Consider the following 26995-nt stretch of genomic DNA (forward strand, 5'->3'; position numbering starts at 1 on the left):
TAGCCGGTACGATGCTGATCCATACGGGTCGGGTGTCATCGGTGATGCGATGTCACGCTCGCCGGGCGTCCCGTCCCTGGAATCGCGTGCTGGCCGCGGTCGACGCCGACGGTCACCGCGACGCCGTCGTCGACGTCGTCGGGGACCGGATCGGGGTCGACGCGCGCCTGAAACGGCGTGCCCGTCGCTCGGAGCGCTCGCGCGAGCAGCCCCGCGACCGCCAGCGCGTCGCCGTCGTCGGTCGCGACGAGCCGAACGAACGGCGCGTCTGCGAGGACGCCGGCGAGCGCGTCGGGGGCGGGCGTGGCGGACGTCGCTTCGGTCATGAGTGGGGTGCGTTGTCGTGGTCGTCGTCGATAGTCGCCGCGTCAGGCCGCGTCAGGCCGCGTCACTCCTCGAGGTACTCGACGGCGTTCTCGTAGGTGTACGTGAACTCCTCGTCGATCTCGTCGCCGCGGTAGTAGTTCGCGAGGCGGCGGATCTTCGATTCCGTGTTCTGGAGCGCGCGCTTGTTCTGGTGGTCCTGCCCGTTCTCCTCCATGTGCTCGCGCAGGCGGATGGCCTGCGTCATCAGGTTGCGGAGGTCCTCGGGGATGTCAGCGTCGGCGTCGTGCTCCTCGAGGATCTCGGTGACCTTCTTGCCGGTCGCCAGCTTCACGTCGGGGACCGGGACGCCCTTGACGCCCTCGTCGCGCAGCTTGAGGCCGATGACGCTGGGGTCGTGGCCCTGCTCCGCCAGTTCGACGACGCGGGACTCGATGTCCTCGGCGTCGACGTCGCTCCACTCCGGGGTCTCGTCCGTCGCCGGTTTGTCCGAACCGGACGAACCGCGACGGCGCGTGTGCATTCGTGCCATTGTCTGTCTGGTTGGAACGGCACAACCGCAACGTGACCGCGACTCCGCGCGACGCGGCTACGGAGCGCTCGCGGAGCGAGCGATCCGACCGGACGGCCCGCGCGAGCGGACCGCCCGACCGCGACGCCGGAGGCGTCGGCGCACTGCTACATTCCCAAGCCGCGGGCGAAAGCGCCCCGGCGAGTCGGATCTGCAGCTGTGCTGTTCCCGTCCGAACCGTCGTCGGCAGGGTTCTTAAGCGTGTTCTTGTCGCCGCGAACCGCCGCAACCGCCGCGAACCGCCGCGGACCGGGGCGCTTTTTATGGCCACGTCCGAACTGAACGGTGTGCTATCGGTCGAGCTCCACGCGCACTCCGCGCTGTCGTACGACGGGCGCGACCCGGTCGACCTCCTCTTGCAGCAGGCGGCCGGAGTCGGGCTCGACGCGCTCGCCGTCACCGACCACGACGAGATCGACGCGAGTATCCGGGCGGCCGAGAAGGCCCCCGAATACGGTCTCGTCGGCGTCGTCGGCATGGAGGTGACCTCGGCGGTCGGCCACGTCCTCGCGTTCGGCATCGAGGAGCGCGTCGAGAGCGGCCTCCCCTTCGACGAGACGCTCGATCGGATCCGCGATCAGGGCGGGATCGCGGTCGTTCCCCACCCCTTCCAGAAGTCCCGTCACGGCGTCGCCGCGCACGTCAGCGACGAGCAGCTCGCGAGCGCCGACGCCGTCGAGGTGTACAACTCCCGGCTGTTCACCGGGCGCTCCAACCGACAGGCCGAGAAGTTCGCCGTCCGCAACGGGCTCCCGATGACCGCCGGCAGCGACGCCCACATCTCCGAGATGGTCGGACAGGCGGTGACCGAGGTGGGCGCCGACGACCGCTCCGCCGCCGCGATCCTCGACGGTATCGCCGACGGCCGGACCAGCGTCGTCGGGAAGCGCACCCCGTGGCGGATATCGCTCAAGCAGTTCGGCGGGGGCGCCAAGCGCCGGGCGCTCCGCGCGCTCGACGGCCTCCGGTGACCGCGATGGTTCCGTCTCCGCCCGCCGACGACGCCGGCTCGACGCTCCGAGGGGGTTCCGCGGACCGCGTCCGGGCCGCGCTCCGCGACGCCGACCCGCTTCCCGGGGGGTGCGGCTTCGCCGGGCTGCTGGCCGACCCGCCGCCCCGGGAGACGGTCGACCCGTCGCGCCGGGAGACAGCCGACCCGTCGCGCCGAGAGACGTCTGGCCGAGAGGCCCGGAAGAGCCCGGTCCTCGTGCGCGACGTCCTCGGCCGCCAGCCGCTGTTCGTCGAGCGCAGGGCGCTCGATCCGGAGTCCGACCCCCGGCCGACGGCGACAGGAGAGTGGGGCTTCGATCGCGACGCGCTCGACGATCCGGAGCCCGTTCCGGCCGGGAGCGTCGTCTCGGCCGTTGGGACCGAGCGCGTCTGGCAGCTCCCCGACCCCGGTCCGACCGCGGATCCGGCGGCCGCGCTGTCTGCGGTCGAGGACGCGGTGAGCGCGGCGCTCGACGGTCTCGCGTCCTCGGCTCGTTCCGTGCCCGCCGCCGGGAACGACGACCTCGCGGTCGCCTTCTCCGGCGGCGTCGACTCCGGGCTCGTGGCGGCCGCCGTCCCCGAGGCTCCCCGTTACGTCGCCGGCTTCGAGGGGAGCCACGACGTCGCCGCCGCGCGCGAGGCCGCCGACGCGACGGACCGCGACCTGCGGGTCGTCGAGATCACGCACGAAGACCTCACGCGCGCCGTCCGCGCGGTCGCGGCGGCGACCGGTCGGCGGAACCCGATGGACGTCGCCATCGCGGTCCCGCTGTACCTGACCGGCGAGGCGGCCGCGGCCGACGGGTTCGACCGGCTCGCGGTCGGCCAGGGCGCCGACGAGCTGTTCGGCGGCTACAGCAAGGTCGTCGACCCCGCCGAGGACTCCCGAGTCGACGCCGACACCGTCCGCGGCGCGCGGACCGAGACCGTCCGGACGCTGCCCGATCAACTGGAACGAGACGTGCTCGCGCTTCGCGCCGCCGGCGTCGAGCCCGTGACGCCGCTGCTCGACGACCGGGTCGTCGCCGCCGCGTTGGCGCTGCCGGGGGACCTGCTCGTCGACGGCGACGAGCGGAAGGTCGCGCTGCGGCGGGTCGCGACCGGTCGCGTGCCGGAGTCGGTCCGCACCGCGGACAAGAAGGCCGTCCAGTACGGCACGTACGTCTCCCGCGAACTCGACCGGCTCGCGCGGCGGGCGGGCTACAAGCGGCGGATGGACGACCACGTCGGGAAGTACGTCGAGGCGCTGTGTACCGCCGAAAAGCCGGCCGGTGAGGGCCGGGACTGACCAAGTCGCCGCGCGGAGTACCAGTCCTGCGGCCGACGCCCGATCGGTCGGGCGTCTACTCAGGGATCGGCGGGACAGGTATAAAATACGGGCAGTAGCGACAAATATGACTCTCTTATGGCCGAGATAGAAGACGATCGTGCGTAGATCTGGTCGATTACTTCCGAACTGTCCCATCTGATGCGCGCTTCACAGCGGAAAATTCACGTTTTTTCGGGCGAAAACCGACCGATTCGCGGTGACCGCTCGGCGGGCGCCACGTCAGCGGACCAGGTACGGGTCGTTGCCGGCGACGAACCGTCCGAGATCGCTCTCGCGGCGGAAATCGGTCGAACGGAGCTCTCTGAGCGAGGCGACGAGCCGGTCGGCGTCGCCGTCCCTCCAGTCGGCGGGGTCGCTGATCGGTACGACGAGCCAACCGGCGCCGAGCAGTTCCTCGCCGTGGAGCGCGCGCATGTCGATCTCGGTCTTCCGGGCCCGGGCGGTGTACGTCTCGAGGACGTGTTGGGTCGCCCGGGCGCCCACCGGGAGCAGCACGTGGGCCGCGATGGCGCGGAGCTCCGCGTCGAAGAACCGCTCCATGTCGTCGTAGGCCTCGTCGTCCGGCGGGTCCTCGTTCTCGCACATGTGGAGGTACGAGAGGAACGTTCGGTCGGTCCGCACGGGGTCGATCGCGGTCGGGTCGCCCTCTCGCGCGACCCCGTCGGGAGCGACCCCCTCCGCGAGTCCCGCGATCAGTCCGGCCTCCGCGAGCGCCGACAGGAACGCGGGCGACCACGCCTCGCCGGTGAAGGGGACCCCCGCCGCGGTCCCGCCGTGGACGCCCGGCCGGTCGCCGACGACGTGGAAGTCCGCGTTGGCGTCGCCGTAGCCGGGAACGAATGAGGGGCAGTCGGGGCGCATCCCGAAGGGGTTCCGGATCCGGTCCGTGACGTTCTTCACGCGACGTGGTAGGCGTGGGGGCAGTTATATCCCGTTCGGTCCGGGGGCGACCGGCGCGCGGCCCGACGCGCTCCGTGTCAGCGCGTCGGCACCCCGTGTCAGCGCGCTGGCACCCCGTTTCAGCGCGCTGGCACCCCGTTTCAGCGCGCCGACCGCGGGGGTCCGATGCGAGGCGCACGAGCCGCTGTGAATTCGCATAACTTATGCGGACGAACCCGATTCGACCGAGTTTGGATACGCGTCGACCGACGCGGGAGACGAGATGTTTCAGGATCGTTAATTTATAACCGAAAACCGCACGACTGCGACGGGACACTGCCGGCACGAGCCGCGAAAGGTATTTATATGTCCCCGCGTTGGGGTCGGGCAGAAATTCAATGTTCGACCGCATCCGAACGGCGGCCCTCTTCGGGCTCCACCAAGCGACCGTCGCCGCCGGGATCTCGCTGTTCCCGGTGGCCGTCTTCGCGCGCCGGCGTCTCGGCGTCAACGTCCCGATCGGCCGACTCGTCGAGACCACCACCGAGGCGTTCGAGGCCGCCGACGAGGAGTGATCGACCGCCCGGAGCCGGCTCGTTTTGCGCGGACGACCGCACGCCGAACCGACTCCGAGCGACGGCGTCGCCGCTCCCGCGACTTCCCCGTCGACACCCGGCTCCGCCACCGCGCGCCTCGCCGCGGTCGTCCGGTCGCGGCCCGGCGACGGATAGGCTCGTCGGAACCGGTCGGCGGCCCCCGAAGGGTTGCCTTTATCCGCGCGCCGAGCCTACGGAGGCGTAATGCGAACACCGACTGACAACCTCTCGGACGGTCCGTCCGTCGAACTCGGCCGCGACCAGCCGGTCTTCGGACCGGAGCTCGGCGAGTTCGACCAGAGCGAGCAGCGCGCCGCCGCCGGTGGCGACGGCGAGGGTATGAAGACGGGGACGACGACCGTCGGCATCAAGACGGCAGACGGCGTCGTCCTCGCGACGGATATGCGCGCCTCGCTCGGCGGCATGGTCTCCTCGAAGGACGTCCAGAAGGTCGAGGAAGTCCACCCCCGCGGCGCCCTCACCATCGCCGGCTCCGTCTCCCCCGCACAGAACCTCATCTCCACGCTCCGGGCCGAGACGAGCCTCTACGAGGCTCGCCGCGGCAAGGACATGTCGATGGAAGCGCTGTCGACGCTCACGGGCAACCTCCTCCGTTCCGGCGCGTTCTTCGTCGTCAGCCCGATCCTCGGCGGCGTCGACGAGGAGGGGTCGCACATCTACTCGATCGACCCCCTCGGCGGCACGACCGAGGAGGAGTACACCGTCACCGGCTCCGGGTCGCAGTACGCGCTCGGTGTCTTGGAACAGGAGTACGACGACGACGTCGACATCGACGAGGCGAAAAACATCGCCGCGAAGGCGATCCAGTCGGCCGTCGAGCGCGACCTCGCGTCGGGTAACGGGATCAACGTCGCCGTCGTCACCGACGATGGCGTCGACATCACCCGGTACAAGGATTTCGACGACCTGCTGTAAGCTCCCTCTCGCCGTCGGCGCCGCTCGGTTGTCACCGCCTCGTCGACCGCTCTGTACTGCCGAATTTTCCGCCTGACGAGCCGGGTCAGGGGATCGGCCCGGTAGCGCTCCGCGTCACCGCCGCAGCCCCGGCGGCGCGCGGATCCCCTCGCCCCAGTAGAACCGCGGGCCGAGGAGGAGGTACCCACAGGAGAGGAACAGCAGCGCGAACGCGAACCCCTCGCCGATCCACGCCGGCAGCGCCTCCGTGGCCATGTGACCGGCGGGAGTGAGGATCACCGCCACCTGAACGACGCCCATCACGAGCGCGTCCTGCGCGTGGAGGTCCGGGTACGTGACCGTCGACCCCATGAGCAGCGCGAACGCCGCCGTCGCCGCGACGAGGAGGAGCGGAGCGGTGTAGCCGGCGATGACGGCGGCCGCGAGAACCGTCGCCGACAGGGTTGTCGGGACGCCGACGGTCTCGCGGGCGCCGTCCTCGTCGACGGTGTAGAAGCCGAGTCGGGCGACCGCGGCGGCGACGAACAGCGCGCCCGCGCCGACGCCGCCGGCGACGAGGGCGGGATCCGTCGCGAACGAGCGCCCGTCGCGGACGACCGCCGTGACGACGGCGGCGGGCGCGACGCCGAAGGAGGCGACGTCGGCCAGCGAGTCGAGGTAGGGGCCGACCGGTGTCGACCCGCGGTGGCGGGCGACGACGCCGTCGAGTCCGTCCGCGACGGCGGCGAGGAGGACCAGCCGAGCCGCGAGCGTGACGTCGACCGTCGCGGCGACGACGGCGAGGAAGCCGACGGCGGCGTTGGCCACGGTCACCGCGTCCGCGAGCCCGAGGCGCCGAACGAACCGCAGAGACATACCGTATCGGTCGACGAGACGGGTTTTAGGGCTTGTTATCTCGTCGACCGCGGGCGGGCGGTTCGCGTCCGGGCGGACGCCGCCGTGGCCTCCGCGCCCGCCGCCCCGGGAACGCGCCCGCGGTCAGGGCACGTACCAGATGCCGCGCCCGAAGTCGAGCCACTCCCCGACCACGACGTGCGGCATCGCGATGACGCAGACGAAGATGGTGTAGAAGGCGACGGCGCCGGAGAGCAGCGAGCCGCCGGCCAGCGGGTTCGGAGCGACGGTCCACAGGACGGTCGCGACGCTCGCCGTGACCAGCGCGCCGACGACGAGGACCCCCCACGCGACGACGAGCGACACGCCCTCCGTCCGGTCGGGCTGCTCGCGCTCGACGACCATGCTCCGCGCCGACTGCCGCAGCGAGTACCACAGCGGGAAGTAGAGCCCGATGGCGACGACCACGGGCACGAGCGCGAAGTAGGCGACGAGCAGCAGCGTCTCCGCGGCGTCGAGGAGCCACGACCGGCTCACGCCGCCGGTCGAGCGCAGGCTGGTCGCGAGGCCGCCACCGAGGTGCGCGAGCACCGCAAGGCCGAACGCCCCGCCCAGCACGGTCGTGAACGCCTCGGGGTTCGACGCGGCCGGCCCGGCCAGCCGGCCGTCGAAGACGCCCAGCATGATACCGGTGAAGCCGTAGAACGTCTCGGTCCAGAAGACGGCGGGAACGACCATCACGGCGCCGCCCCGGACGAGCGCGGCGAGGGCCCGCTGCGGCCGCGTCGGCAGGTGGTCGGTCCCGACCAGCGCGTCCATCACGCGGAGGTCGCCGTGGCCGCCCTTCGCGACCGCCGTCCCGAACGCGATCGCGAGCGCGGGCAGGGGGGCGACGACGAACAGCGCCACAAACGACGCGACGAAGCCGAGGTACAGCGCCACGTACCGCGCGCCGAACGGGAGCCCCCGCCGGCGGAGGTTCGAGAAGTGTTCGTACCCCCCGTGCGGGAGGTTCAGCGCGACCATCCCGACGAGGTACGCGATCATCTGCGTCCGGAGCGACACGTCGGTGCCGGCCGCGGACAGCGCGCCGAACCCGACCGCGAGCAGGAGCAACGCCGCGCGCGACGCACCGATGGCCGTCCGCTCCGGTTCACCGAGAAGCCGTCGTACCGGACTCGCCGTCGATGTCGACATGAGCGCCGATAGGGGCGTTACGGGGTTAGGGCCTCGTCACCATTATTTGGGCTTTTATATTCCCGCCAGTCGGCGCGGCGAGGAACGAGGGGTCGAGACGGCCGCCGTCAGTACGTGTGGATCACTTCGCCGCAGCGCGTGCACTCGATCGTGTCCGACCGGAACAGCCGCTCTTTCTTTTCGGTCGGCCCGTTACACTCGGGGCAGACGCCGAGGTTCCGGCCGTCGGCCACGCGCGCGGACAGGTCGAGGAACTGGTTCTCCAGCTTGTCGATCTGCTCGGACTGCTCCTCGACGACCGACCGGAGCTCCTCGATGGTCTCGTCGCGCTCCTCGACCGCGGTGGACAGCTCCTCGATGCGCTGTTCGTACTCGTCGATCGCCTCGACGTCGATGGTGACGTCGTCGGTCGCCGTCGCTTCGGTTTCCCGTTCCGCGGTGGTCTCGGTGGTCGATTCCGCTTCCGCCTCGGTGTCGTCGTCAGCCATACGACACCTCTGGAGCCCCAGGGTCATTACTTTCGGGGCGACTACGTTTCCCTCGAGAGCCGATGCGACGCGGAGAGCGACCGTCGACGCCCCACCGCGATCGGCCGCCCGCCGACGCCGATACCTGACTGGGTTGGCATCGGTCTCAATAGAGTATATACTGTATCAGGATGTGGGTATGGACCCGATAGCACTACAGGCGGGATACGACCTACTCGGGGACGGTCGCCCCGAGACGTTGTGGTTGGGTATCGGAACGTTACTAATGCTCATCGGGACCTTCTACTTCCTCGTCAGAGGATGGGGGGTCACCGACAAGGACGCCCGCGAGTACTACGCGGTCACGATCCTCGTGCCGGGGATCGCGTCGGCGGCGTACCTGTCGATGTTCTTCGGCATCGGCCTGACGGAAGTCACGGTCGGTGGCGAAATGCTCGACATCTACTACGCGCGGTACGCGGACTGGCTGTTCACCACGCCGCTGCTGCTGCTCGACCTCGCGCTGCTCGCGAAGGTCGACCGCGTCACCATCGGGACGCTCGTCGGCGTCGACGCGCTGATGATCGTCACCGGCCTCATCGGCGCGCTCTCGCACACGGCGATCGCGCGGTACTCCTGGTGGCTGTTCAGCACGATTTGCATGATCGTCGTGCTGTACTTCCTCGCCACGAGCCTCCGGAGCGCGGCGAAGGAGCGCGGACCTGAAGTCGCGAGCACCTTCAACACGTTGACCGCGCTGGTCCTGGTGCTCTGGACGGCCTACCCGATCCTGTGGATCATCGGAACCGAGGGCGCCGGCGTCGTCGGCCTCGGCATCGAGACCCTCCTGTTCATGGTTCTCGACGTGACGGCCAAGGTCGGCTTCGGCTTCATCCTGCTCCGCAGCCGCGCCATCCTCGGCGACACCGAGGCGCCGGAGCCCTCCGCGGGCGCCGACGTCTCCGCCGCGGACTGATCGGCTAGCGGACCCAGCGAAACTGAACAGCGCGCCGAACGACTTTCACAACCCATTCTTCACATGAGCGCTACGAACACCGAACAGCCGGCAGTGCTGAATACGCGGTCCGTCGTCGGGCTGGCCGTCTGCGCCGTGATCGCTCTCGTCGGGATCTTCGTGATCCCGACGCTCCGAGAGCCGGCCGGGGGGTTCAACACCCTGTTCTGGACGATGGCGGCGCTGGAGTTGCTCGCCATGGTCGGCGTCGTCTACTTCGTCCTCAACCTCCACGAGGAACCGAGCTAACGGCGGGCGAGGGCCGGCGGACGGCTTACTCGCCCGGCTGGTCGGCGGCGCCGCGCCCGTCGCGGGTCGACGGCGACGTCTCGTCGAGGGCGCGCTCGAAGTGGTCGCGTCCGACGGTCGCCTCGACCGCCGGGCCGTCGTCGACGATCGCGTCCTCGATCGCGAGCAGCCCGGCCTCGCGGACCAGCGCCGCGATGTCGCCGCCGCTGTACCCGGCCGTGCGGTCTGCGAGGGGGTCGAGGTCGACCCCGGCCGCGATCGGCATCTCCCGCGCGTGGATCTCGAGGATCTCGCGGCGCGCGTCCCGCCCCGGAAGCGGCGTCTCGACCGCCTTCTCGATCCGACCCGGTCGGAGCAGCGCCTCGTCGATCGTGTCCGGCCGGTTGGTCGCGGCGATCACCGCGACGTCTGTCAGCGGCTCCAACCCGTCGAGTTCGGTCAGGAGCTGGGAGACGACGCGCTCGCCGGCGCCCGTGTCGTCGCCGCGGCGCTTCGGGGAGATGGCGTCGACCTCGTCGAAGAAGATCACCGCCGGCGCGTTCTCGCGCGCGGTGGCGAAGAGGTCGCGGACCGCCTGCTCGCTCGCGCCGACGTACTTATCGAGCAGTTCGGGCCCGTTCACGGGGATGAAGTTCGCGTCGCTGAGGCTCGCTGCCGCGCGCGCGAGCAGCGTTTTCCCGGTCCCGGGCGGTCCGTACAACAGCACGCCGGACGGGGGTTCGATCCCCATCTCCGCGAAGCGGTCGGCGTACTCCAGGGGCCAGTACACCGCGCGCACCAGTTCGCGCTTGGCCGCGTCGAGCCCGCCGACCTCGTCCCAGCCGACGGCGGGGAACTCGACCGTGACCTCCCGGAGTCCGCTCGGCTCGACGTCGTCGAGCGCGGCGTCGAAGTCGGCCATCCGGATCGCGGTCCGCCCCTCGCGGCGGACCGCCCGCTCCAGCGCCGCGTCCGCGAGGACCGCCAGGTCGGCGAACACGTAGCCGTTGAGCCGCGCGGCGACGGCCTCGAAGTCGACGTCCATCGCGAGCGGCGCACCCTCGCAGAGGGATTCCAGCGCGGTCGCGCGCTCCGCTGTGGTCAGCGGCTCGACGTCCAGTTCGCGGTCGAACCGGCCGCCCCGGCGCAGCGCCGACGGCACGCCGCTCGGGTCCGTCGTCGCGCCGATCACGACCGTCCGGTCTCCCGCGCGGAGTTCGTCGACCGTCGACCGGAGGCGGTCGGCCAGCGCGGATCCGGCGCCGTCGTCGGCCCCGAGCGCCTCGAGGTCGTCGAGGAGGACCACCGTCGGTTCCCCCTCGGGAACGGCCTCGACCACCCGGTCGAGGCGGTCCGTCTGGTCGCCGGCTCGTTCGCCCCGAAGTCGCGCCGCGGAGACGCGGACCAGCGTCGCGTCGGTCGCGGACGCGACGGCCTCGGCGAGCGTCGTCTTCCCCGACCCGCGCGGGCCGCTGAGAAGGAGCCCCAGCGTCGGGGACCCGGCCGAGTCGAAGGTCTCGGCGGCGTCGAACCGGGTCGCGACCGCGTCCCGGAGACGCCCGAACGTCGCCGTCGGGACGAACGCGTCGCCGGCGCCGTCGCCGGGAGACTCCGCGACGACGTCCGGCCCCCCGTCGGCGGCAACGGTGATCTCGGTCTCGGCGCCGACGACCGCGGGCGACGAGGGGGTCACGCCCCGGACGTCGAACCGGAGCGTGAGGGCCCCGCCGAGGCGGGTCACCTCGACCTCGTCGCCGACGGCGACGACGCGCCGGTCGAGCCGTCGGCGGATCGCGTCCTCGCTCCGCTCCAGGTCGACCGACTGGCGGAGCCGGAGCGTGACCGACGACGCGACCGGGAGGTCCGACGCCGCGACGGTCGCGGTGTCGCCCGGCTCCAGCCCGGCGGTCCGGCGGAGTCGCTCGGCCAGGAAGACGGCCCGTTTCCCGTCGTCGACAGCGACGACCGGGGCGACGATTCGGTGTGCGCCCTCGACGACGACCCGATCGCCGAGGCCGACGCCGAGGTCGGCGAGGACGGACTCGGGGAGGCCGACGCGGTCTCCGGGGACCGACGTGGGCGGCTCTCGGACGGGGATGCGCACGCTCATCGTTCTCTGTCCCGATCGCGGAACGTCCCGGCGGTGGTCGACAGCATACGTCGATCGGTACGCCCAGCGATGAAAAAGTACCCACGGCCTGACTGGACACGGCCGCGGCCCGCGGGCCGCGGCCTGCGGCCGCAATCGATCGAGTCGGCCGCGACGGGTCGGATCGGTCGCAACCGCCCGCATCGGCCGAGAAACGGCCGACTGCGACGCGATCCGGGCCTCGATCCGAACCGCAGGAAGACTGGCAACCATTAACTCGTATCGGTACAAACGGTCGGTCATGGCGAACGCTCGGGCTCTCCTCGTCCATCCGGAGGAGGGGAGCGACCGAATCGAAACGGCGCTCGACGCCGCGGGGTTCGAGGTGACGCGTACGAACACCGCGGCGTCGGCGGTAGCGAAGGCGACGAGCGGCGAGTACGACTGCGTCGTCAGCGAGTACGCGCTCGCCGGCGACGACGGCGTCGCCCTCGCGACCGCGATCGAGGAGTCCGACGCCAGCGTACCGGTCGTGATGTTCACCGAGACCGACGAGGATGGCGTCCCGGAGGCCGCCTTCGAGAACGGCGTCGACAGGTTCCTTCAGAAGAACGGGTCGGCGTCGATCGATCGGCTCGTCGCCGACGTCTCCGCGGTCTCCTCCGGGGCCCCGGCCGCGGAGCCGCGACGGGACGTCTCCGACCACGAGCCGTCCGCCGCGGAGGTGACGCGGGCCGTCGAGGACGCGCCGATCGGGATCAGCATCAGCGACCCGGACCTGCCGGACTACCCGCTCGTGTACGTCAACGACGCCTGGGAGGCTCACACCGGCTACCCGGTCGAGGAGGTGCTCGGACGCAACCCCCGGTTCCTCCAGGGCCCGGAGACCGACCCGGAGACGGTCGAGGAGATCGCGGAGGCGATCGGGAACGAAGAGCAGGTGACCGTCGAGATCCGCAACTACCGACGCGACGGAACGCCGTTCTGGAACGAGCTGACGGTCGCACCCGTCTACGACGAGGCGGGCGACCTGGCCCACTACGTCGGGTTCCAGAACGACGTCAGCGAGCGGAAGGAGGCGGAGCGACTGGCCCAGGAGCGGGCCGAGAAGCTCGCGACGGAGCGCCGGGCGCTCGACAGGGTTCTCGGGCGTGTGAACGGCCTTCTCAGCGAGATAAGCCGGATACTCGTCGAGAACCGGGACCCGAACGTCATCCCGGAGCGCGTCTGCGAGGTTATCGCCGGCGAACCGGGGTACGCCGGCGGCTGGATCGGCGAGGTCTCGTCGGCGACGGGGCGGCTGGAGATCCGCGCCGCGAGCGGCGTGTCGGTCGAGCCGGGATCGACGTTCGACGTCGACGAGACGCCGACCGAGGTCCAGGAGGCGATCGAGAGCGAGGAGCTCCGCGGCGGGTCGATAGAGCACGCGTCCGACGGGCCGCTCGAACCGAAAACCGCGGGCGGGAGGCGCCTGCTCGTCGTGCCGCTCACGTACGGAGACCGTCGGTACGGGCTGTTGGGGATCTACGGCAACGGCGCTGACGTCCTCGATCGGCGGGAGCGCAAGGTGTGCGAGTCGGTCGGCAAGATGATCGCCAACGGGCTCCACTCGATCGAGACGACTCGGATCCTCACCACCGATCGGGTCTCCGAGATCGTCGTGGAGATCAACGACCCGACCGCGTCGCTCGCGCGGATCGCCGACGCGGTCGACGGAACGGTTACGCACCTCGGGACGACGCGGCTCGACGGCGACGCCTGCGATCTGTACTTCCGCGCCGACGGCGACGACGTGAATCTCGACGACCTCGCGGAGCTTTCGCTGGTGGACTCGATGCGGACGGTCTCGGAGACGAACGACGGCGTCAGCTTCGCCGTGACGGTCACCGAGTCGCCGCCGTTCACGCAGCTGGCCGACCACGGCGTCGTCGTCACCGATGCGACGGCCACGGCGGACGGGGCGACCATGACGACCGAGGCGCCGCCGGAAGGGGACGTGCGGTCGATCCTCGACGTGTTCCGCGACGAGTACGAGGGCGTCGAACTCCGGTCGCGGGTCGAGCGCGAGAGCCGCGACCGCACCGTCGCGGAGTTCGCGGCCGCGGTCGACGAGCGGCTCACCGAGCGGCAGCGCGCCGCGCTGAAGACCGCCGAGCTGAACGGCTACTTCGAGTGGCCGCGACCGGTCGACGGGTCGGAGATCGCCGAGCGGATGGGGATCACCCGACAGACGTTCCACCAGCACCTCCGCGCGGCCGAGCGGAAGCTGGTCGAGGCGTACGTCGATCCCCGGTCGAGCGAATGAGCCGGGCGTCGACCGTCGAACCCGGTGACGCATGAGCGACGATCGGTCGGACCCGGACGGCGCGGCCGACGGCTCGAACGACCGGAGGGACGACCCGTTCGCCGCGAGCGACGCCGTCGTCGTCGCGGCCGACGCGGAGACCGTGTTCGCGTTCCTCGACGACCCCGCGAACCACGCGGCGATCACGCCTGGACTCACGGACGTGAGAGACGTCGAACCGCTGGAGAACGGCGGGAAGCGCCTCTCGTACACCTACCGGATGGCGGGGGTCGGGATCGACGGCGAGATCGTCCAGACCGTCCACGACCCGCCCGAGCGCCACGCCTTCGAACTCCGCGGCCGGCTCACCGGCACCATCGACCTCCGGCTCGCCCCCGTCGACGGGGGGACGGAGCTGACGTACGCCGCGACGTACGACCTGCCGGAGAACGCGCTCACGAAGGTCGGTGCGCCGGTGATTCGCCGGTTCAACGAGCGACAGCTCCGGGCGGCGCTGGAGAACGTCGCGGCGGCGTTCGACGGGGAGTAGACGCGTCCGAAGACGGCGAAGCGCGTCGGCTGGCGCGGCGTCGGAGAGCGGTTCGGGTCCGCCGTGCGCCGACCGAGGGACGGCGAGCCGATTCGAGTCCCGGCGGGCGAACTATTAAGCGTGCGATAGCCTAAACGGGAGGCATGGATCCGGTCACCCTCCAATCCGGCCTCGGGTTCGGGCTCGTGGGCGTCGGCCTGCTCGCGCTCCTGCTCGTGGTCGTCACGCTCTGGCAGTCGTTCGAGATCGTCGACGCCTACGAGAAGAAGACGCTCACGGTGTTCGGCGAGTACCGGAAGCTGCTCGAACCGGGGATCAACCTCATCCCGCCGTTCGTCTCGCGGACGTACGCGTTCGACATGCGGACCCAGACGCTGGACGTGCCCCGTCAGGAGGCGATCACGCGGGACAACTCGCCCGTGACCGCCGACGCGGTCGTCTACATCAAGGTGATGGACGCCAAGAAGGCGTTCCTCGAGGTCGACGACTACAAGAAGGCCGTCTCGAACCTCGCGCAGACCACCCTCCGCGCCGTCCTCGGCGACATGGAACTCGACGACACGCTGAACAAGCGCCAGGAGATCAACGCGAAGATCCGGAAGGAACTGGACGAGCCCACCGACGAGTGGGGGATCCGCGTCGAGAGCGTCGAGGTCCGCGAGGTCAACCCCTCGAAGGACGTCCAGCAGGCGATGGAGCAGCAGACCTCCGCCGAGCGCCGCCGCCGCGCGATGATCCTCGAGGCGCAAGGGGAACGCCGCTCCGCGGTCGAGCAGGCGGAGGGGGACAAGCAGTCGAACATCATCCGCGCGCAGGGGGAGAAGCAGTCCCAGATCCTCGAGGCGCAGGGGGACGCGATCTCGACCGTGCTCCGCGCGCGCTCCGCCGAGTCGATGGGCGAGCGCGCCATCATCGAGCGCGGCATGGAGACCCTCGAAGAGATCGGGAAAGGCGAGTCCACCACCTTCGTCCTCCCGCAGGAGCTCACCAGCCTCGTCGGCCGCTACGGCAAAGCGCTCTCCGGCTCCGACGTCCAGCAGATGGAGGGGCTCGACGGCAAGGAGTTCGACGCCGACACCCGGAAGATGCTCGGGCTCGACGACATCGACGAGATCCTCGGGCAGATCGAGGAGTCCGCGGAGATGGACGTCGAGGAGCTCGAGAAGGAGGCCGAGGCCGTGAAGGCGGGCGACGCCGGCGCGAGCATCAGGTCCGCCGACGAGGTCATCCAGGAGATGGACGACGAGGAGGCGCCCGCGGAAGTGGAGACGGAGAAGTAGGGCGCGCGACGCCATCGAAGCAGCGGCCTTTCTCAGCGGGTCGATCCCCGAGCGAAGTGTTTTTGTCGAGCCGCAGACTAGTACGGCCGTGACAGAGGGGTTCGACGGGCAGAAACGCGAAACGCTCCGGCGGTTCGCCGCGGTCGGAGCCGCCGCGCCGTTCGTCGGGGTCGCGAGCGCCGACGACGGGGCCGAAGACGCCAACGAGACGCGGAAGGCGATCCGCGGCTACGTGCCGACGACCCCCGGCGCGCACTTCTCGAAGCTCCGCGACGACCTCCGGCTCGGGACCGGCGAGGCGCAGTACCACCTCCGGAAACTCGAGGAAGAGAGAGCGATCGAGTCGGTGAAGGACGCCGACTACCGGCGCTTTTTCCCCGCCGGCCGGTTCGACGAGACCGACAAGCGCGCGCTCGGCTACCTCCGCCGAGAGACGCCCCGCGGGATGATCCTCGCGCTGTTGCGCGACCCCGACGCGACGGGCGCCGACCTCGCGAGCGCCCTCGACGTCTCCCGGCCGACGATAAGCGCCGCGGCCGCGGACCTCGAGGGCGCCGGTCTGCTCGACCGGACCGGCGGCTACGCGCTGACCGAACCGGAGCGGCTGCTCACGCTCGTCGTCCGGTACGCGGACTCCTTCGACGCCCAGGCGGTCGCGTTCGCAGACGACGCCGCGTCGCTGGTCGCGTACGACCCCTGAGTTCGGGCGACCGCGCGACGCCGGACGCCCCGGTCAGTCCGTGACCATCCACGTCGTGCCCGACGAGTAGCCCCACTTCTCGACGTCGACGTCGGTGGCCGCGTCGGCGACGGCGCCCATGTTCGCGCCGACCTCCTTCGCGGAGAGGTCGAGGTCGTCGGCGATCAGTCGCGACTTGAAGTACGTCCGGTCGGCCGCGTTCTCGCGGAGGTACCGCAGGATGCGCGCCTGTTTCGCGGAGAGGCCCGTCGATTCGGCCGCGACCGCGTCCGGGTGGGCAGTGCTCATACAGGGATCAGGGCGTCACCGCGCATAAGGCGGTTGGTAGACCGAGTTAACACGCTGCCGTCGTGCGGTTTCGCGCCGCGACGGGGGCGAGAGCGGCGCTCCACGACCCCGTTTGGGTACGGTCTTCGAACGGCGACGGCGACGCAGGGCGGCGGCGGCGAGAGGTCAGTACAGCTCGGAGACGAACGGACCGAGCGCGCCGCTCACCCCGACCGCGAGCGCCTCCGCCCGGTCGACGCGGCCGTTCGTGAGCGCGCCGGCCGCGCCGCCGCGCGTCGCGACGCCGTCGGTGCCGAGCAGGCCGTCCATCACCGGCCCCAGCTCTTCCCCGTTGTCGATGCGGGCGGCGACGTCTCCCGGAAGCGCGAGGCTCGGCCCGGCGGCGCGGCCGACCCGATCGCCGTCCGTCACCGCCGCCCACATGATCAGGTAGCGGCCGTCGGCCCCGTCGAACCCCGCGACGCCGCCCTCGATCCCGACGCCGAGGTCGTACGTCGCGCCGTCGTCCGGGGCGGCGTCGCGGTCCCTCGGTTCCGCGTCGAGGACCGCAACGGCGCGGTTCTCGGCGCCCGCGATCGTCTCCGCGTGGCCCGTGGGCTGTTCGCTCACGCCGGAGTCGACGGGGACCGACTCGATCGCGACGCCCGTCGGACCGCCGGGGAGGTCGGCGTCCGCCGCCGATCCGAGCGCCAGTTCGACCGCGCGTCGCTTCACCGGGTTGCCGCTGCCGACGCCGACTCGCAGGGTCGTCATGCCTCCGGGTCGTCGCCCGCGGCCGAAAACGCCTCGGGATGGAGCAAGTGCGCCAGCCGCTCGACCCCGTCGATGAGCGCGGGGCTCGGCTGGTTGAGGAGGGAGTCGTCGACGACGTGGACGGGGGCGTCGACCCAGTCGCGCTCGGCGACGGTCGCGGGGTCGACGCGGTCGCCGTGCCCGCAGACGTGGACGACGACGTGGTCGGGGTCGGCCCGCGCGACCGCGGCGGGGTCGACCTCTCGGGAGCGCTCGCCGGGGTCGACGAACGGGTAGCGACCGCCCGCGGCGCGGACGGCGTCGGGGACCCAGTTGCCGGCCGCCATCGGCGGGTCCGACCACTCCTCGCAGTACGCGGTCGGGCGCGGGCGGTCGGCAACGGCGTCGGCGATCCGGTCGAGTCGGTCCCGGGCGTCGGCCGCGAGTCGCTCGCCGGCTTCGGGGCGCTCGACGTCGGCGCCGCGGGCGGCGAACCCCTCGACCGCGTCGTCGAGCGTCGCGGGCTCCCGGTGCGCGACGTCGAGGCCGCGGTCGCGGCAGTCGTCCGCGAGGTCGGCTTGGAGGGCGTCGCTCGTGAGGACGACGTCGGGGTCGAGGTCGACGACGCGGTCGAGGTCGGGATTCAGCCAGCCGCCGACGACGGTCGGGGAGCCCTCGCCGTGCGCGGACCCGGCGTCCGGGTCGTCCGAGAGTTCGCAGTGGGCGGTGACGCCGACGAGGCGGTCGGCCGCGCCGAGCGCGGCGACCGTCGCGGTCGCGCTCGGCGCGAGGGAGACGACGCGGGAAGCGGCCATGCGACCCGGTCCGGACGCGAGCGTGTCAACGGTTTCGGTCCGGGCGGTTGTGCGATCGCCGAAAACACGTGATAGATCGTGTCCTTTCGTCGGGATTCGAGCGACACGTTCCGGTCGTTTTAAGTTGTGTTCCGCCGACGGTAAACCAAGATCGCTCTCGGGCAGTTTCAGTTTCCGGGGGCAACCGAGCTATGAGTGAACGACTACACAAACGGGGGAGTCGCTCCCGAACGGAGACGAACGAGGAGGAATCGGAGAGCACCGACGAGACGCTCAGCTGCCCGGAGTGCGGCGGCCACGTAATCAACGACGAGGAGCACGGCGAGACGGTCTGTAGCGACTGCGGGCTCGTCGTCGAGGCGGACTCGGTCGACCGCGGGCCGGAGTGGCGCGCGTTCGACTCCCGCGAGAAGGACGAGAAGAGCCGCGTCGGCGCCCCGACCACCAACACGATGCACGACAAGGGGCTCTCGACGAACATCGACTGGCGCGACAAGGACGCGTACGGCCGGTCGCTCGGCGCGCGCCAGCGCCAGAAGATGCAGCGGCTCCGCAAGTGGAACGAGCGGTTCCGCACCCGCGACTCCAAGGAGCGCAACCTGAAGCAGGCGCTCGGCGAGATCGACCGCATGGCCTCCGCGCAGGGCCTCCCGGACAACGTCCGCGAGACCGCCAGCGTCATCTACCGCCGCGCGCTCGACGAGGACCTCCTTCCCGGCCGCTCCATCGAGGGCGTCTCCACCTCCTGCGTGTACGCCGCCGCCCGGATGGCCGGCGTCCCGCGCAGCCTCGACGAGATCGCCGACGTGTCGCGCGTCGAGAAGGCCGAGATCGCCCGGACGTACCGCTACGTCGTCCGCGAGCTGAAGCTCGAAGTGAAGCCGGCCGACCCCGAGCAGTACGTCCCGCGGTTCGCCTCGGACCTCGAACTCTCCGAGGAGTCCGAGATGCGCGCCAAGAGCCTCCTGCGCAACGCCAAGGAGAAGGGCGTCCACTCGGGCAAGTCGCCCGTGGGCCTCGCCGCGGCCGCGGTCTACGCCGCCGCGCTCCTCACCAACGAGAAGACGACGCAGGCCGCGGTCTCGGAGGTCGCGGACATCTCCGAGGTCACTATCCGGAACCGTTACCACGAGCTGTTGGAGGCCGAGGACGGCCTCGTCGCGTAAGCCGCCGCTTTTTCCGCCGCCTCTTCGCCGCTTCCGCGGTCCGTCGCGAGCCGGACGCACAGGCATAAGTCCCCGCCCGCGGAACGCCCGCGTATGTTCGAGGAGTTCGTCCTGACCGCGAGCACGGCCGACCTCTCGGAGGAGTCGGCGGCCCGCGAGCACGCCGACGCGGTGGAGTTCCGGATGGACCTCGCGAGCGACCCGCTCGACCAGCTGGCGAGCTATGACGGCGAGCTTCCGCTCGTCGTCACGAACCGGGCGTCGTGGGAGGGCGGCGAGGCCGAGGGGCTCGGCCGGTACGACGCGCTCTCGGACGCGATCGGTCGCGAGTCGGTCGCCGCGGTCGACGTCGAGCTCGCCGCGCTGCGGGGGACGCACCCGGAGCCGGCCGAGGCGTCGCACGCGACCGCGCTGCGCGACGCGGCCCGCGAGGCGGGCGTCGCGGTGGTCGCGTCCGTCCACGACTTCGAGTCGACGCCCGAGCCCGCCGCGCTCGTGGACCTGCTCGCAGACGCCGCGAGCGAGGGCGACGTGGGGAAACTGGCGACGACCGCGACCGCGCCGGCCGACGCGCTCGCGATGATCGAGGCGACCCACGAGGCGACCGCGGCGGGCCACCGCGTCGCGACGATGTGCATGGGCGAGCCGGGCCGGCACACCCGCGCCGTCACGCCCCTCTACGGCTCGAGGATCGGCTACGCGCCAGTCGACCCCGCGAACGCGACCGCGCCCGGGCAGTACCCGCTCGCGACGCTTAGAGAGCTGATCGACGGGCTGAGAGAGGGCGGAGCGGACGCGTAGGCGGTCGCAGTTCGGTCGAACGGGATGAATACTTTTGACGGTCGCCGTCGAATACTGCGGGTGAGATGGCCCTCCTCGAATCGGATCAGTCGCCGCTGGTCTCCGCGTTCGGCCTCCTGGTCGCCCTCGTCGCGGTCGTCGGAACCCGCGTCCTCGGCTGGGAGTGGGGGTCCGGTCGACTCGTCCCGACCCTCGTCGGGGTCGCCGTCGCCGGGGTCGCCGTCGCGATAGTGGCCACGCGGGTCCTGCGCTGAACGCGACCGACCGCCGACCGGTTTGAGCCGCTCGCCAGCCGTCGGCTCGTCGCGCCGGCGGCTCCCCGTCGCGTTCGTCGCGGAGCCAAACCGCTTTACGACCGCCCCCGTAAGTGCCGGCAATGGCGACGTGCGACGAGTGCGGGGAGTACGAGAACCTCCCGTACCAGTGTAAGCGGTGCGGCCAGACGTTCTGCGCCGACCACCGACTGCCGGAGAACCACGACTGTCCGGGCCTCGCCGGGTGGGACGACCCCGGCGGCGTCTTCGACAGCGGCTTCGACGAGAGCGTCGAGGGCGAGTCGGCGGCCGACACCGGCGGTCGGACCGGCGGGCGCACCTCCGCGGGGATCGTCGACCGCTTCAAACGCCGGATCGACCGCGAAACCGGCACCGGCGGGCTGGTGAGCTACTTCCGCAACAACGCGACGTACGCCATCCTGCTGGCGATGTGGGTGACGTTTATCGCGCAGTGGGTCACGCTGTTCGTCGGCGGGGAGGCGCTCCACAACACGCTGTTCGTACTCCGGTCGGAGGCGATCGCGAACGTCTGGACGTGGGTGACGTCCGTGTTCTCGCACGCGCCCGGACAGCTGTTCCACATCATCGGCAACAGCATCGTGATCCTGTTCTTCGGCCCGCTCGTCGAGCGCGCCGTCGGATCGAAGAAGTTCGTCGGGTTCTTCTTCGGCGCGGGGATCGCCGCGGGACTCGGCCACGTCCTCTTCGCGGTCGCGACGAACGCCCCGCCGACGGGCGTCCTCGGCGCCAGCGGCGCCGGATTCGCGATATTAGGCGTCCTCACCGTCTGGCGGCCGAACATGCAGGTCCTCCTCTTCTTCGTGATCCCGATGAAGATCAAGTACCTCACGTGGGGGATCGCGGCCGTCTCCGCGGCGCTCGTGGTCGCGAGCGGCACCGGCGGCGTCGGCGGCATCGCGCACCTCGCGCACCTGATCGGCTTCGCCATCGGCCTCGCGTTCGGGAAGCGCAACGAGGGGCTCGCGCGCTCCGCTGGCGGCATGGGCGGGGTCTCGATGGGCGGCGCACGCGGTCCGGGCGGTCCCGGCGGCCCCGGCGGTCCCGGCGGGCGGTTCTGATGGGCCTCGCGCGGCCCGCCCTCCGCCCGGACCCGTCGCTGTCGCGCGCGGAGATGGAGGCCCTCCAGCGCGACATCGCGGCGGCCGCGACGTTCGAGGACGACCACGCGCTCGACCCGGCCGCCGTCGCGGTCGACGAGGCCGCCTCGCTCGCGGACGGCCTGCCCCCGGCGCGCGACGGCGCGCAGGAGCGGTTGGGGGCCGGTGCGGGCGCGGAATCGGCGGATGCGAGCGGTTCGACGGGCGACCCCGACGCGCCCACCGTCGTCGGCGTCGATCAAGCGTTCCTCACCGACCGCGGCGAGGGCCGCCCCGACGCCGCCGTCTCCGCCGCGGTCGCGCTCCGCGGCGGGCGCGTGATCGAGTACGCGAGCGCGACGACGCCGCTGTCGATCCCGTACGTTCCCGGGCTGCTCGCGTTCCGGGAGGGCGAACCGATACTGGCCGCGCTCGACGCGCTCGACGCCGACCCCGACCTGCTGGTCTGTGACGGCTCCGGTCGGATCCACTTCCGGGAGGCGGGGCTCGCGACCCACGTCGGCGTCCTACACGACGTTCCGAGCGTCGGCGTCGCGAAGAGCCTCCTCTGTGGCGAACCCGACGAGTCGACGAGCGAGCGCCCCGCGGGCTGGCGGACGCCGGTCCGCGCCGACGACGCGGTGACGACCGCCGAGCCGGGGACCGTCATCGGGCACGCGTTCCAGTCGCGCCAGTACCCGAACAGCAGGCGGGTGAACCCCCTCTACGTGAGCCCCGGCCACCGGGTGTCGGCGGAGACGGCGGTCGACCTCGTCGCGGCGCTCTGTGCGGGGTACAAGCTCCCGGAGCCGACGCGGCTCGCGGACGCCCACGCGGAGCGGGCGAAGCACGACGCGGAGTGAGGGGGCGCTCCCGGCGGTCGCTTCCTCAGGTGCCGTGCCAGTAGTTGCCACAGGCAGGCGGTTTTTAGACGGTCGCCTCCGAACCCGGAGGCATGGGAGACGACGACAGAGAGAGTCCGATGTCCGCGGAGGAGTTCCGGTCGCTGACCGACGGGCTGGTGCGACAGAGTTCAGGCGGGGGGACGACGGTCTACAAGAACGCGGCGGGCGTCGGCTGTCCGAACCCCGACTGCGACCGCGGCGTCTTCCAGACGCTGTTCGTCAGCGACCACGGCTGGCAGCAGATCGGCGCGACCCGCGACGGGATCGACCTCTGTTTAGTTAACACGGAGTCGAAGCGGCTCGTCTTCATCCACGACGAGTAGGTCGGTCCGCGGCGACGGCGGCACCGCCGATCAGTCGTCGTCCGCCGCGGACCCGGCGTCCGGCTCCGCCGCGCAGCGGTTCGGGCCGAGTTCGAGTTCGATCGCCGCGGTCTCGTCCGGCGGCGACTCGACGCCGCGGTTGGCCGCGATCACCGACTCGTAGTTCGGCGGCTTCTCCGGGAGCGTCCGCGTGATCCGCTCGAAGAAGTCCTCCCGGTCGAGGTCGAGGATCCCGATCCCGCGGCGCGCGTCCCCGACCGTCGTGAAGACGGGTTCGCCCGGCTCGACCTCACCGGTCGTTCCGTCGTTCGCGACCGCGAAGTGGCCGGGACAGACGACGACGCCGTCCGGCTCGGCGAGCAGGGTCCCGTGGAGCGAGTCGTACAGCCGGCGGGCCGCGCCCGCGGCGCCCGTATTCGATCCGCCTTCATCACCGCTGCCCGCCGAGAACTGGAGTTCCGTCCGCCCGACGCTGTCGGTGAACAGCGTGTCGCCGGTGAGGACCGCCGCGTCGCCGACGAGGTAGCTCGCGCCGTCGTCGGTGTGGCCGGGCGTCGCGAGCGCTTTCAGGTCGACCCCGCCGACGTCGAGCGTCTCGTTGCGCCCGATCGGCTCGAAGGCGTGTGCCACGTCGCGCTCGGCGGCCGCGGCCGGGAGGTAGTACGGCACGCCGAGCTCGTCCGCGAGCGCTCGCCCGCCCGAGAGGTGGTCGGCGTGGACGTGCGTGTCGAGGACGGCCGCGATCGACGCGTCGCGCTCGGCGGCCGCCGCGACCCACTCGTCGCCGTGTCTGGAGACGTCGATAGCGACGGCGATACGGGGTGAGCCGTCGGAATTAGCGACGGCGACGCGGTCGGAGTCGGAGGAGTTAGCGAGGACGTGATCCGCGTTGTCCGCCGCGCCCGCCTCGCGCCCCCCGACTACGAGGTACCCCAGACACCCCTTCGCCCGGCGCTGGACCTGGACGATATCGAGCGGCGGGGCTGAGTGGGGCGTTGCGGGGAGCGGCACAGGGGTTCGGTCATAGACGGCCGACCAGCCGCGCATGCCGTCTTCGACGACGACCACGTCATCGTACCCGGCCGCGTCGAGTTCGGCGGCGAAGTCGTCGGAGGCCTTCCCCTTCGCGCAGATCGTGACGACGGTGTCGTCCGGAGAGAGGCCGGTCTCGCGCTCGAAGTCGTCGACGTCGAACTCGTGGAACGGCTTGTAGAAGTAGTGGACCGCGTCGGCCACGCGCCACCCCGCGAAGCTCTCCTCGGGCCGCGTGTCGACCACGGTGAACTTCCGGTCGCCGCGCCGCCGCGCGTCGATCCTGTCCCGGAACTCGTCGGCGGAGATCGTTTCGGCCATACCGGAGTCTTGTTCCGCGTGATCAAAAGCGCTCGGACGAGAAGTAGGGGTGGATCAGCGGCGGCGAGATAGCGCTGCGTGCTGGTACTCTCCAACGGCTCACTGATAAATGAACAACGACGCCGCGGTGAGCACCGCCAAAGCCCCAGCCGCTCACTTATAAATAGCAAACGACAGATCGACCGCGAACACCGCCAAAGCCCCAGCCGCGAGGACTCGCGCGGCTCGCTGCGCTCCTCGTCACTCACTTCGCTCGTTCCTGCGGTGCTTACGTCGCGGTGCTTCGTCCTCGCGGCTGCCCCTTTGAGTCCCACCCCGCACCGCACAGCAACCGCACCTCACGCCTCCCCAGCCTCGTCGGCCTCCCTCCGCTTCGCTCCGGTCGGCCGACTCCCTCGCGCGTGCTGCTCGCGGCCGAGGGCCGCTCGCAGGCACGCGCCACCCCGATCCGCAGCAGGTGAGCATCACCGCGACCGACGATGAAGAGGTTTTATTCGGAACGGCGGGCGAGCGGGAGACATGGTCGAGGCGTTCGCGGTCGCCAGCGGAAAGGGCGGCACCGGGAAGACGACGAGCACGCTCGCGCTCGGGATGGCGCTCGCGGCCGACCACGACGTGACGGTCGTGGACGCCGACACCGGGATGGCGAACCTCCTCTTTCACGCCGGGCTCGACGACGCGACGGCCACCCTCCACGACCTCCTCGTCGAGGGGACCGCGACGGACGTGAGCGAGGCGACCTACGAGCGGTTCGGGCTCTCGGTCGTCCCCTGCGGCACCTCGCTCGCCGGCTTCGAGGCCGCGGAGCCGGAGCGGCTCCGCGACGTGGTGGCGGAACTCGCGCGCGACACCGACGTGCTGCTGCTCGACTCGCCGGCCGCGCTGGGGTCGAAGTCGGCCGTCCTGCCCGTCGTGCTCGCGGACCGCGTCGTGGTCGTCGTCGAGCCGACGATCCCCGCGCTCTCGGACGGGCTGAAGGTCCAGGAGTACGCGCGCTCGTACGGCACGGAGACCGCCGGCGTCCTGTTCAACAAGGTCCGGAACGAGGCCGACGACGTCGCCGCCAAGGCGGAGCGCCACTTCGGCGGCCCCGTCCTCGCGAACGTCCCCGAGAGCGACGCCGTCCGGGCGGCACGGCGGGCCGGAGAGCCCCTGCTCGCACACGCGCCTGAGAGCGAGGCCGCCGCGCGCTACCGCCGGGCCGCCGACCGACTCGACGTGCGCGACGGCGACGGCGACGCGGTCGCCGACCGGTTCCGCAGCGCGGTCGTCCCCGACACGCCATGAGCGGGGAGCCCGATACCGGCTCCTCGGAGCCGGCCGGCCTCACGATTCCGCGGGGAACCCTCCTGCGCTCGCGCGTCGTCTCGGACGTGGCGACGACGCTGTCGCGCGCGCTCGACCGCGAACTCACCGGTTACGCGACGCTCGTCCCGCAGGAGACCCTCTTACTGTCCGGCGAAGCCCGCGGCGTCCTCACGTTTGACGACGGCGTGCCCGTGCTGGCGTACAACACGGTGACGGACAACGGTGGTCCGGACGCGCTCGCGGAGCTCGCGGTCCCCGGCCCCTATCGCGTCGAGCTGTACGCCGTCGATCCGAGCGGGCTGGCGGCGGCCCACGAGGAGGACGCGCTCCGGGTGGGGCCCGCCGCGGCCGCGACCGAACTGGCCGACGACGCCGCCCTCGCCGAGCGGACGCGCGGGGCGGCGCCCGAGGGGCGCCTGCGCGACTCCGGCGACGAGGACGACGCCGTCGCGGCGTTCCTCGACGACGACGACCGGATCGACGCGATCCGCGAGCAGGCGCGGTCGGAGGCCCGCGACCGCGCCGCCGAGTGGGGACTGGACGACGCGCTCGACGGGTCGACCGGAGTCGACGGAGGCGGTGACGGCACTCCGGCCGGAATCGACGGTACCGACGGGAGCGATGCCGGCGGGGCAGGCGGAGTCGACGACTGATCGACCGAACGGTTATCTCGGCTCGGCCCCTCGGATCGGTATCTCCGTCCTCCGACTCCTGCGGCTGACGGCGCCCGCCGACTTCGCCGCCTGGTACGCCGCCGGCCGCGCGTACACGACCGCCGTCGCCGAGGGGATGGGATTCGGCGGCGTCGACTCGCTCGATTCCGACCGGACAGTCCGTCGCCTCCGGACGGCCCCGGAAGCGTTGACTCCGGACGAGGCGCGCTCGGTCGCGGCGACGCTGCTCGCGGACGGCGCGTTCTCGGAGCCGTACTGCGAGTGGTTACCGACGTGGTACGAGCTCGCGCTGATCGCGCCCGTCCGGTACGGCGACTGGCGGCTTCGACGCGTCGCCGGCGCGGTCGCCGAGAACGCGTCCGTGTCCGCGACCGCGCCGCGATTCTCTCGTCCGACCGACGTCCGCATCGACGGCGCACCGGCGCTGTCGCGGGTCTCCGGGTTCCGCGAGCGCTTCCTCCTCGCGGACTCGCTGCTCCATCTGGAGTGGTTCGACCACGTCGCCGCCGCCGACGGCATCGAAGTGCCCGCCGACCTCCTCGCGCGGACCCGCGAGGAGTCGCTGTCGTACTACGGCGGCGACCGCGACCGGCTCTCACCCGACGTGCGTCGGTTCCAGCGCCACCTGTTCGGCGACGACCGCTGGGTCCGGCGCGTCGACGAGGCGTACGGTCTCGACAGCCGGCTGTTCGGACTCTGGGAGCGACTGCTGCGCGACGAACGGCGGCGGCTCGGCAGGGACTGAGAGGACGGCCACACGAGACTTTTCTCTCTCGAAATTCTGGAAAAAAGTGTTACAGACCCGGTAACGAGTTACGGATTCCGATCGTGAAACGAGAGGTAAGTATAGACGGGAACGGCCCGTACCGATGGGTACGGACCGCGGTTCGGTTCGCTGTCCCCGACGCTTCGGCCCTCGTTTCGTCGGCCGCCCGCACGCGTCCCGGCCCGGGCGAACTCTCTCTTCATCGGGTCCGGCCGACGCAAT

Annotated in this window: 29 protein-coding genes and 1 pseudogene; 19 read left to right on the plus strand and 11 right to left on the minus strand. The window is 71.3% G+C overall.

Annotation, left to right across the window (positions count from 1 at the left end; translation table 11 throughout):
* Positions 1-47: 47 nt before the first annotated feature.
* Both EXE45_RS12270 and EXE45_RS12275 read right to left on the minus strand, forming a co-directional pair.
* A pseudogene (locus tag EXE45_RS12270) lies at positions 48-326 on the minus strand (exonuclease RecJ); the annotation flags it as partial.
* 62 nt (positions 327-388) lie between these two features.
* The gene (locus EXE45_RS12275; RefSeq protein ID WP_092921084.1) at positions 389-856 is read right to left on the minus strand and encodes a 30S ribosomal protein S15; all 468 of its coding nucleotides are present in this window, start codon (positions 854-856) and stop codon (positions 389-391) included.
* A 326-nt stretch (positions 857-1182) separates the two neighbouring features.
* On the opposite strand from EXE45_RS12275, the gene EXE45_RS12280 reads away from it, so the two are divergent.
* Together EXE45_RS12280 and EXE45_RS12285 are read left to right on the plus strand one after the other, a co-directional pair.
* Positions 1183-1866 (plus strand): PHP domain-containing protein, encoded by a 684-nt coding sequence (locus tag EXE45_RS12280; protein ID WP_092921370.1) that lies wholly within the window; start codon positions 1183-1185, stop codon positions 1864-1866.
* Positions 1867-1871: 5 nt separating this feature from the next.
* Positions 1872-3173, plus strand: a complete 1302-nt coding sequence (locus tag EXE45_RS12285) for an asparagine synthase C-terminal domain-containing protein (RefSeq protein ID WP_137694514.1) — start codon at positions 1872-1874, stop codon at positions 3171-3173.
* A 261-nt stretch (positions 3174-3434) separates the two neighbouring features.
* Here the strand turns inward: EXE45_RS12285 and EXE45_RS12290 are convergent, their stop codons facing one another.
* Positions 3435-4115: a uracil-DNA glycosylase family protein gene (locus tag EXE45_RS12290; protein WP_092921083.1), complete on the minus strand. Its 681-nt coding sequence runs from the start codon at positions 4113-4115 to the stop codon at positions 3435-3437.
* Positions 4116-4492: 377 nt separating this feature from the next.
* Between EXE45_RS12290 and EXE45_RS20470 the strand changes: the two genes are divergently transcribed.
* Positions 4493-4669, plus strand: coding sequence for a hypothetical protein (locus EXE45_RS20470; protein WP_167603370.1), 177 nt, complete (start codon positions 4493-4495; stop codon positions 4667-4669).
* 225 nt (positions 4670-4894) lie between these two features.
* Positions 4895-5626, plus strand: coding sequence for an archaeal proteasome endopeptidase complex subunit beta (gene psmB, locus EXE45_RS12295; RefSeq protein ID WP_092921082.1), 732 nt, complete (start codon positions 4895-4897; stop codon positions 5624-5626).
* A gap of 114 nt (positions 5627-5740) precedes the next feature.
* Here psmB and EXE45_RS12300 read toward each other — a convergent pair whose 3' ends face one another.
* The 3 genes from EXE45_RS12300 to EXE45_RS12310 form a co-directional block, all read right to left on the minus strand.
* Complete coding sequence (locus EXE45_RS12300) at positions 5741-6481, minus strand: protein sorting system archaetidylserine synthase (protein ID WP_092921081.1); 741 nt, start codon at positions 6479-6481, stop codon at positions 5741-5743.
* A 123-nt stretch (positions 6482-6604) separates the two neighbouring features.
* On the minus strand, positions 6605-7657 hold the full coding sequence (locus EXE45_RS12305; RefSeq protein WP_092921080.1) for a Brp/Blh family beta-carotene 15,15'-dioxygenase: 1053 nt from the start codon (positions 7655-7657) through the stop codon (positions 6605-6607).
* A gap of 107 nt (positions 7658-7764) precedes the next feature.
* On the minus strand, positions 7765-8145 hold the full coding sequence (locus EXE45_RS12310) for a SlyX family protein (RefSeq protein ID WP_092921079.1): 381 nt from the start codon (positions 8143-8145) through the stop codon (positions 7765-7767).
* A gap of 178 nt (positions 8146-8323) precedes the next feature.
* On the opposite strand from EXE45_RS12310, the gene EXE45_RS12315 reads away from it, so the two are divergent.
* Together EXE45_RS12315 and EXE45_RS12320 are read left to right on the plus strand one after the other, a co-directional pair.
* Positions 8324-9100, plus strand: coding sequence for a bacteriorhodopsin (locus EXE45_RS12315; protein ID WP_092921078.1), 777 nt, complete (start codon positions 8324-8326; stop codon positions 9098-9100).
* Between the two features lie 63 nt (positions 9101-9163).
* A complete protein-coding gene (locus EXE45_RS12320) occupies positions 9164-9388 on the plus strand; it encodes a hypothetical protein (protein WP_092921077.1) in 225 nt (74 codons plus the stop codon).
* 25 nt (positions 9389-9413) lie between these two features.
* On the opposite strand, the gene EXE45_RS12325 is transcribed toward EXE45_RS12320, so the two are convergent.
* Complete coding sequence (locus EXE45_RS12325) at positions 9414-11477, minus strand: AAA family ATPase (protein WP_137694506.1); 2064 nt, start codon at positions 11475-11477, stop codon at positions 9414-9416.
* Positions 11478-11757: 280 nt separating this feature from the next.
* On the opposite strand from EXE45_RS12325, the gene EXE45_RS12330 reads away from it, so the two are divergent.
* The 4 genes from EXE45_RS12330 to EXE45_RS12345 all read left to right on the plus strand — a co-directional run bounded on the left by EXE45_RS12330 (position 11758) and on the right by EXE45_RS12345 (position 16270).
* Positions 11758-13761: a bacterio-opsin activator domain-containing protein gene (locus EXE45_RS12330; RefSeq protein ID WP_092921075.1), complete on the plus strand. Its 2004-nt coding sequence runs from the start codon at positions 11758-11760 to the stop codon at positions 13759-13761.
* 31 nt (positions 13762-13792) lie between these two features.
* Positions 13793-14290, plus strand: a complete 498-nt coding sequence (locus tag EXE45_RS12335; RefSeq protein ID WP_137694507.1) for an SRPBCC family protein — start codon at positions 13793-13795, stop codon at positions 14288-14290.
* Positions 14291-14433: 143 nt separating this feature from the next.
* Positions 14434-15570, plus strand: coding sequence for an SPFH domain-containing protein (locus EXE45_RS12340; protein ID WP_092921073.1), 1137 nt, complete (start codon positions 14434-14436; stop codon positions 15568-15570).
* A gap of 88 nt (positions 15571-15658) precedes the next feature.
* The gene (locus EXE45_RS12345) at positions 15659-16270 is read left to right on the plus strand and encodes a MarR family transcriptional regulator (protein WP_137694508.1); all 612 of its coding nucleotides are present in this window, start codon (positions 15659-15661) and stop codon (positions 16268-16270) included.
* Positions 16271-16303: 33 nt separating this feature from the next.
* On the opposite strand, the gene EXE45_RS12350 is transcribed toward EXE45_RS12345, so the two are convergent.
* From EXE45_RS12350 to EXE45_RS12360, 3 genes are all read right to left on the minus strand, one after another.
* Positions 16304-16558 carry a hypothetical protein gene (locus EXE45_RS12350; RefSeq protein WP_092921071.1) on the minus strand — a complete coding sequence of 85 codons (255 nt, stop codon included), beginning with the start codon at positions 16556-16558 and terminating at the stop codon, positions 16304-16306.
* Positions 16559-16723: 165 nt separating this feature from the next.
* Positions 16724-17311 (minus strand): DUF84 family protein, encoded by a 588-nt coding sequence (locus EXE45_RS12355; RefSeq protein WP_137694509.1) that lies wholly within the window; start codon positions 17309-17311, stop codon positions 16724-16726.
* Positions 17308-18105 carry a helical backbone metal receptor gene (locus EXE45_RS12360; RefSeq protein ID WP_092921069.1) on the minus strand — a complete coding sequence of 266 codons (798 nt, stop codon included), beginning with the start codon at positions 18103-18105 and terminating at the stop codon, positions 17308-17310. The genes EXE45_RS12355 and EXE45_RS12360 overlap by 4 nt, the downstream gene beginning before the upstream one ends.
* Before the next feature lie 191 nt (positions 18106-18296).
* On the opposite strand from EXE45_RS12360, the gene EXE45_RS12365 reads away from it, so the two are divergent.
* The 6 genes from EXE45_RS12365 to EXE45_RS12390 all read left to right on the plus strand — a co-directional run bounded on the left by EXE45_RS12365 (position 18297) and on the right by EXE45_RS12390 (position 22672).
* A complete protein-coding gene (locus EXE45_RS12365; protein WP_092921068.1) occupies positions 18297-19271 on the plus strand; it encodes a transcription initiation factor IIB family protein in 975 nt (324 codons plus the stop codon).
* 93 nt (positions 19272-19364) lie between these two features.
* The gene (locus EXE45_RS12370; RefSeq protein ID WP_092921067.1) at positions 19365-20072 is read left to right on the plus strand and encodes a type I 3-dehydroquinate dehydratase; all 708 of its coding nucleotides are present in this window, start codon (positions 19365-19367) and stop codon (positions 20070-20072) included.
* 65 nt (positions 20073-20137) lie between these two features.
* Entirely contained in the window at positions 20138-20326 is a 189-nt protein-coding gene (locus tag EXE45_RS12375; protein WP_092921066.1) for a multidrug transporter, read from the plus strand.
* A 122-nt stretch (positions 20327-20448) separates the two neighbouring features.
* Positions 20449-21426 carry a rhomboid family intramembrane serine protease gene (locus EXE45_RS12380; RefSeq protein WP_092921065.1) on the plus strand — a complete coding sequence of 326 codons (978 nt, stop codon included), beginning with the start codon at positions 20449-20451 and terminating at the stop codon, positions 21424-21426.
* A complete protein-coding gene (locus EXE45_RS12385; protein WP_137694510.1) occupies positions 21426-22307 on the plus strand; it encodes an endonuclease V in 882 nt (293 codons plus the stop codon). Before EXE45_RS12380 ends, EXE45_RS12385 begins: the two co-directional genes overlap by 1 nt.
* 92 nt (positions 22308-22399) lie before the next feature.
* On the plus strand, positions 22400-22672 hold the full coding sequence (locus tag EXE45_RS12390) for a hypothetical protein (RefSeq protein WP_092921063.1): 273 nt from the start codon (positions 22400-22402) through the stop codon (positions 22670-22672).
* A gap of 30 nt (positions 22673-22702) precedes the next feature.
* On the opposite strand, the gene EXE45_RS12395 is transcribed toward EXE45_RS12390, so the two are convergent.
* The gene (locus tag EXE45_RS12395) at positions 22703-24025 is read right to left on the minus strand and encodes a rhodanese-like domain-containing protein (protein WP_137694511.1); all 1323 of its coding nucleotides are present in this window, start codon (positions 24023-24025) and stop codon (positions 22703-22705) included.
* Between the two features lie 519 nt (positions 24026-24544).
* Between EXE45_RS12395 and EXE45_RS12400 the strand changes: the two genes are divergently transcribed.
* From EXE45_RS12400 to EXE45_RS12410, 3 genes are all read left to right on the plus strand, one after another.
* Positions 24545-25312, plus strand: a complete 768-nt coding sequence (locus tag EXE45_RS12400; RefSeq protein ID WP_092921061.1) for an AAA family ATPase — start codon at positions 24545-24547, stop codon at positions 25310-25312.
* Entirely contained in the window at positions 25309-25986 is a 678-nt protein-coding gene (locus EXE45_RS12405; RefSeq protein WP_241988380.1) for a hypothetical protein, read from the plus strand. Before EXE45_RS12400 ends, EXE45_RS12405 begins: the two co-directional genes overlap by 4 nt.
* A 136-nt stretch (positions 25987-26122) precedes the next feature.
* The gene (locus EXE45_RS12410; protein ID WP_137694515.1) at positions 26123-26752 is read left to right on the plus strand and encodes a hypothetical protein; all 630 of its coding nucleotides are present in this window, start codon (positions 26123-26125) and stop codon (positions 26750-26752) included.
* The last annotated feature ends 243 nt before the right edge of the window (positions 26753-26995 follow it).

The sequence above is a fragment of the Halorubrum sp. SP9 genome (assembly GCF_005435015.1).
Classification (GTDB): Archaea; Halobacteriota; Halobacteria; order Halobacteriales; family Haloferacaceae; genus Halorubrum; species Halorubrum sodomense.

Excerpts from the sequence above, each read along its gene's own strand:
- EXE45_RS12405 (WP_241988380.1), top strand. The coding sequence starts at position 25,309 with ATGAGCGGGGAGCCCGATACCGGCTCCTCGGAGCCGGCCGGCCTCACG.
- EXE45_RS12340 (WP_092921073.1), top strand. The coding sequence starts at position 14,434 with ATGGATCCGGTCACCCTCCAATCCGGCCTCGGGTTCGGGCTCGTGGGC.
- EXE45_RS12350 (WP_092921071.1), bottom strand. The coding sequence starts at position 16,558 with ATGAGCACTGCCCACCCGGACGCGGTCGCGGCCGAATCGACGGGCCTC.
- EXE45_RS12365 (WP_092921068.1), top strand. The coding sequence starts at position 18,297 with ATGAGTGAACGACTACACAAACGGGGGAGTCGCTCCCGAACGGAGACG.
- EXE45_RS12275 (WP_092921084.1), bottom strand. The coding sequence starts at position 856 with ATGGCACGAATGCACACGCGCCGTCGCGGTTCGTCCGGTTCGGACAAA.
- EXE45_RS12325 (WP_137694506.1), bottom strand. The coding sequence starts at position 11,477 with ATGAGCGTGCGCATCCCCGTCCGAGAGCCGCCCACGTCGGTCCCCGGA.
- psmB (WP_092921082.1), top strand. The coding sequence starts at position 4,895 with ATGCGAACACCGACTGACAACCTCTCGGACGGTCCGTCCGTCGAACTC.
- EXE45_RS12410 (WP_137694515.1), top strand. The coding sequence starts at position 26,123 with ATGGGATTCGGCGGCGTCGACTCGCTCGATTCCGACCGGACAGTCCGT.
- EXE45_RS12380 (WP_092921065.1), top strand. The coding sequence starts at position 20,449 with ATGGCGACGTGCGACGAGTGCGGGGAGTACGAGAACCTCCCGTACCAG.
- EXE45_RS20470 (WP_167603370.1), top strand. The coding sequence starts at position 4,493 with ATGTTCGACCGCATCCGAACGGCGGCCCTCTTCGGGCTCCACCAAGCG.
- EXE45_RS12385 (WP_137694510.1), top strand. The coding sequence starts at position 21,426 with ATGGGCCTCGCGCGGCCCGCCCTCCGCCCGGACCCGTCGCTGTCGCGC.
- EXE45_RS12315 (WP_092921078.1), top strand. The coding sequence starts at position 8,324 with ATGGACCCGATAGCACTACAGGCGGGATACGACCTACTCGGGGACGGT.
- EXE45_RS12305 (WP_092921080.1), bottom strand. The coding sequence starts at position 7,657 with ATGTCGACATCGACGGCGAGTCCGGTACGACGGCTTCTCGGTGAACCG.
- EXE45_RS12310 (WP_092921079.1), bottom strand. The coding sequence starts at position 8,145 with ATGGCTGACGACGACACCGAGGCGGAAGCGGAATCGACCACCGAGACC.
- EXE45_RS12395 (WP_137694511.1), bottom strand. The coding sequence starts at position 24,025 with ATGGCCGAAACGATCTCCGCCGACGAGTTCCGGGACAGGATCGACGCG.
- EXE45_RS12320 (WP_092921077.1), top strand. The coding sequence starts at position 9,164 with ATGAGCGCTACGAACACCGAACAGCCGGCAGTGCTGAATACGCGGTCC.
- EXE45_RS12355 (WP_137694509.1), bottom strand. The coding sequence starts at position 17,311 with ATGACGACCCTGCGAGTCGGCGTCGGCAGCGGCAACCCGGTGAAGCGA.
- EXE45_RS12285 (WP_137694514.1), top strand. The coding sequence starts at position 1,872 with ATGGTTCCGTCTCCGCCCGCCGACGACGCCGGCTCGACGCTCCGAGGG.
- EXE45_RS12300 (WP_092921081.1), bottom strand. The coding sequence starts at position 6,481 with ATGTCTCTGCGGTTCGTTCGGCGCCTCGGGCTCGCGGACGCGGTGACC.
- EXE45_RS12330 (WP_092921075.1), top strand. The coding sequence starts at position 11,758 with ATGGCGAACGCTCGGGCTCTCCTCGTCCATCCGGAGGAGGGGAGCGAC.
- EXE45_RS12400 (WP_092921061.1), top strand. The coding sequence starts at position 24,545 with ATGGTCGAGGCGTTCGCGGTCGCCAGCGGAAAGGGCGGCACCGGGAAG.
- EXE45_RS12375 (WP_092921066.1), top strand. The coding sequence starts at position 20,138 with ATGGCCCTCCTCGAATCGGATCAGTCGCCGCTGGTCTCCGCGTTCGGC.
- EXE45_RS12390 (WP_092921063.1), top strand. The coding sequence starts at position 22,400 with ATGGGAGACGACGACAGAGAGAGTCCGATGTCCGCGGAGGAGTTCCGG.
- EXE45_RS12360 (WP_092921069.1), bottom strand. The coding sequence starts at position 18,105 with ATGGCCGCTTCCCGCGTCGTCTCCCTCGCGCCGAGCGCGACCGCGACG.
- EXE45_RS12335 (WP_137694507.1), top strand. The coding sequence starts at position 13,793 with ATGAGCGACGATCGGTCGGACCCGGACGGCGCGGCCGACGGCTCGAAC.
- EXE45_RS12370 (WP_092921067.1), top strand. The coding sequence starts at position 19,365 with ATGTTCGAGGAGTTCGTCCTGACCGCGAGCACGGCCGACCTCTCGGAG.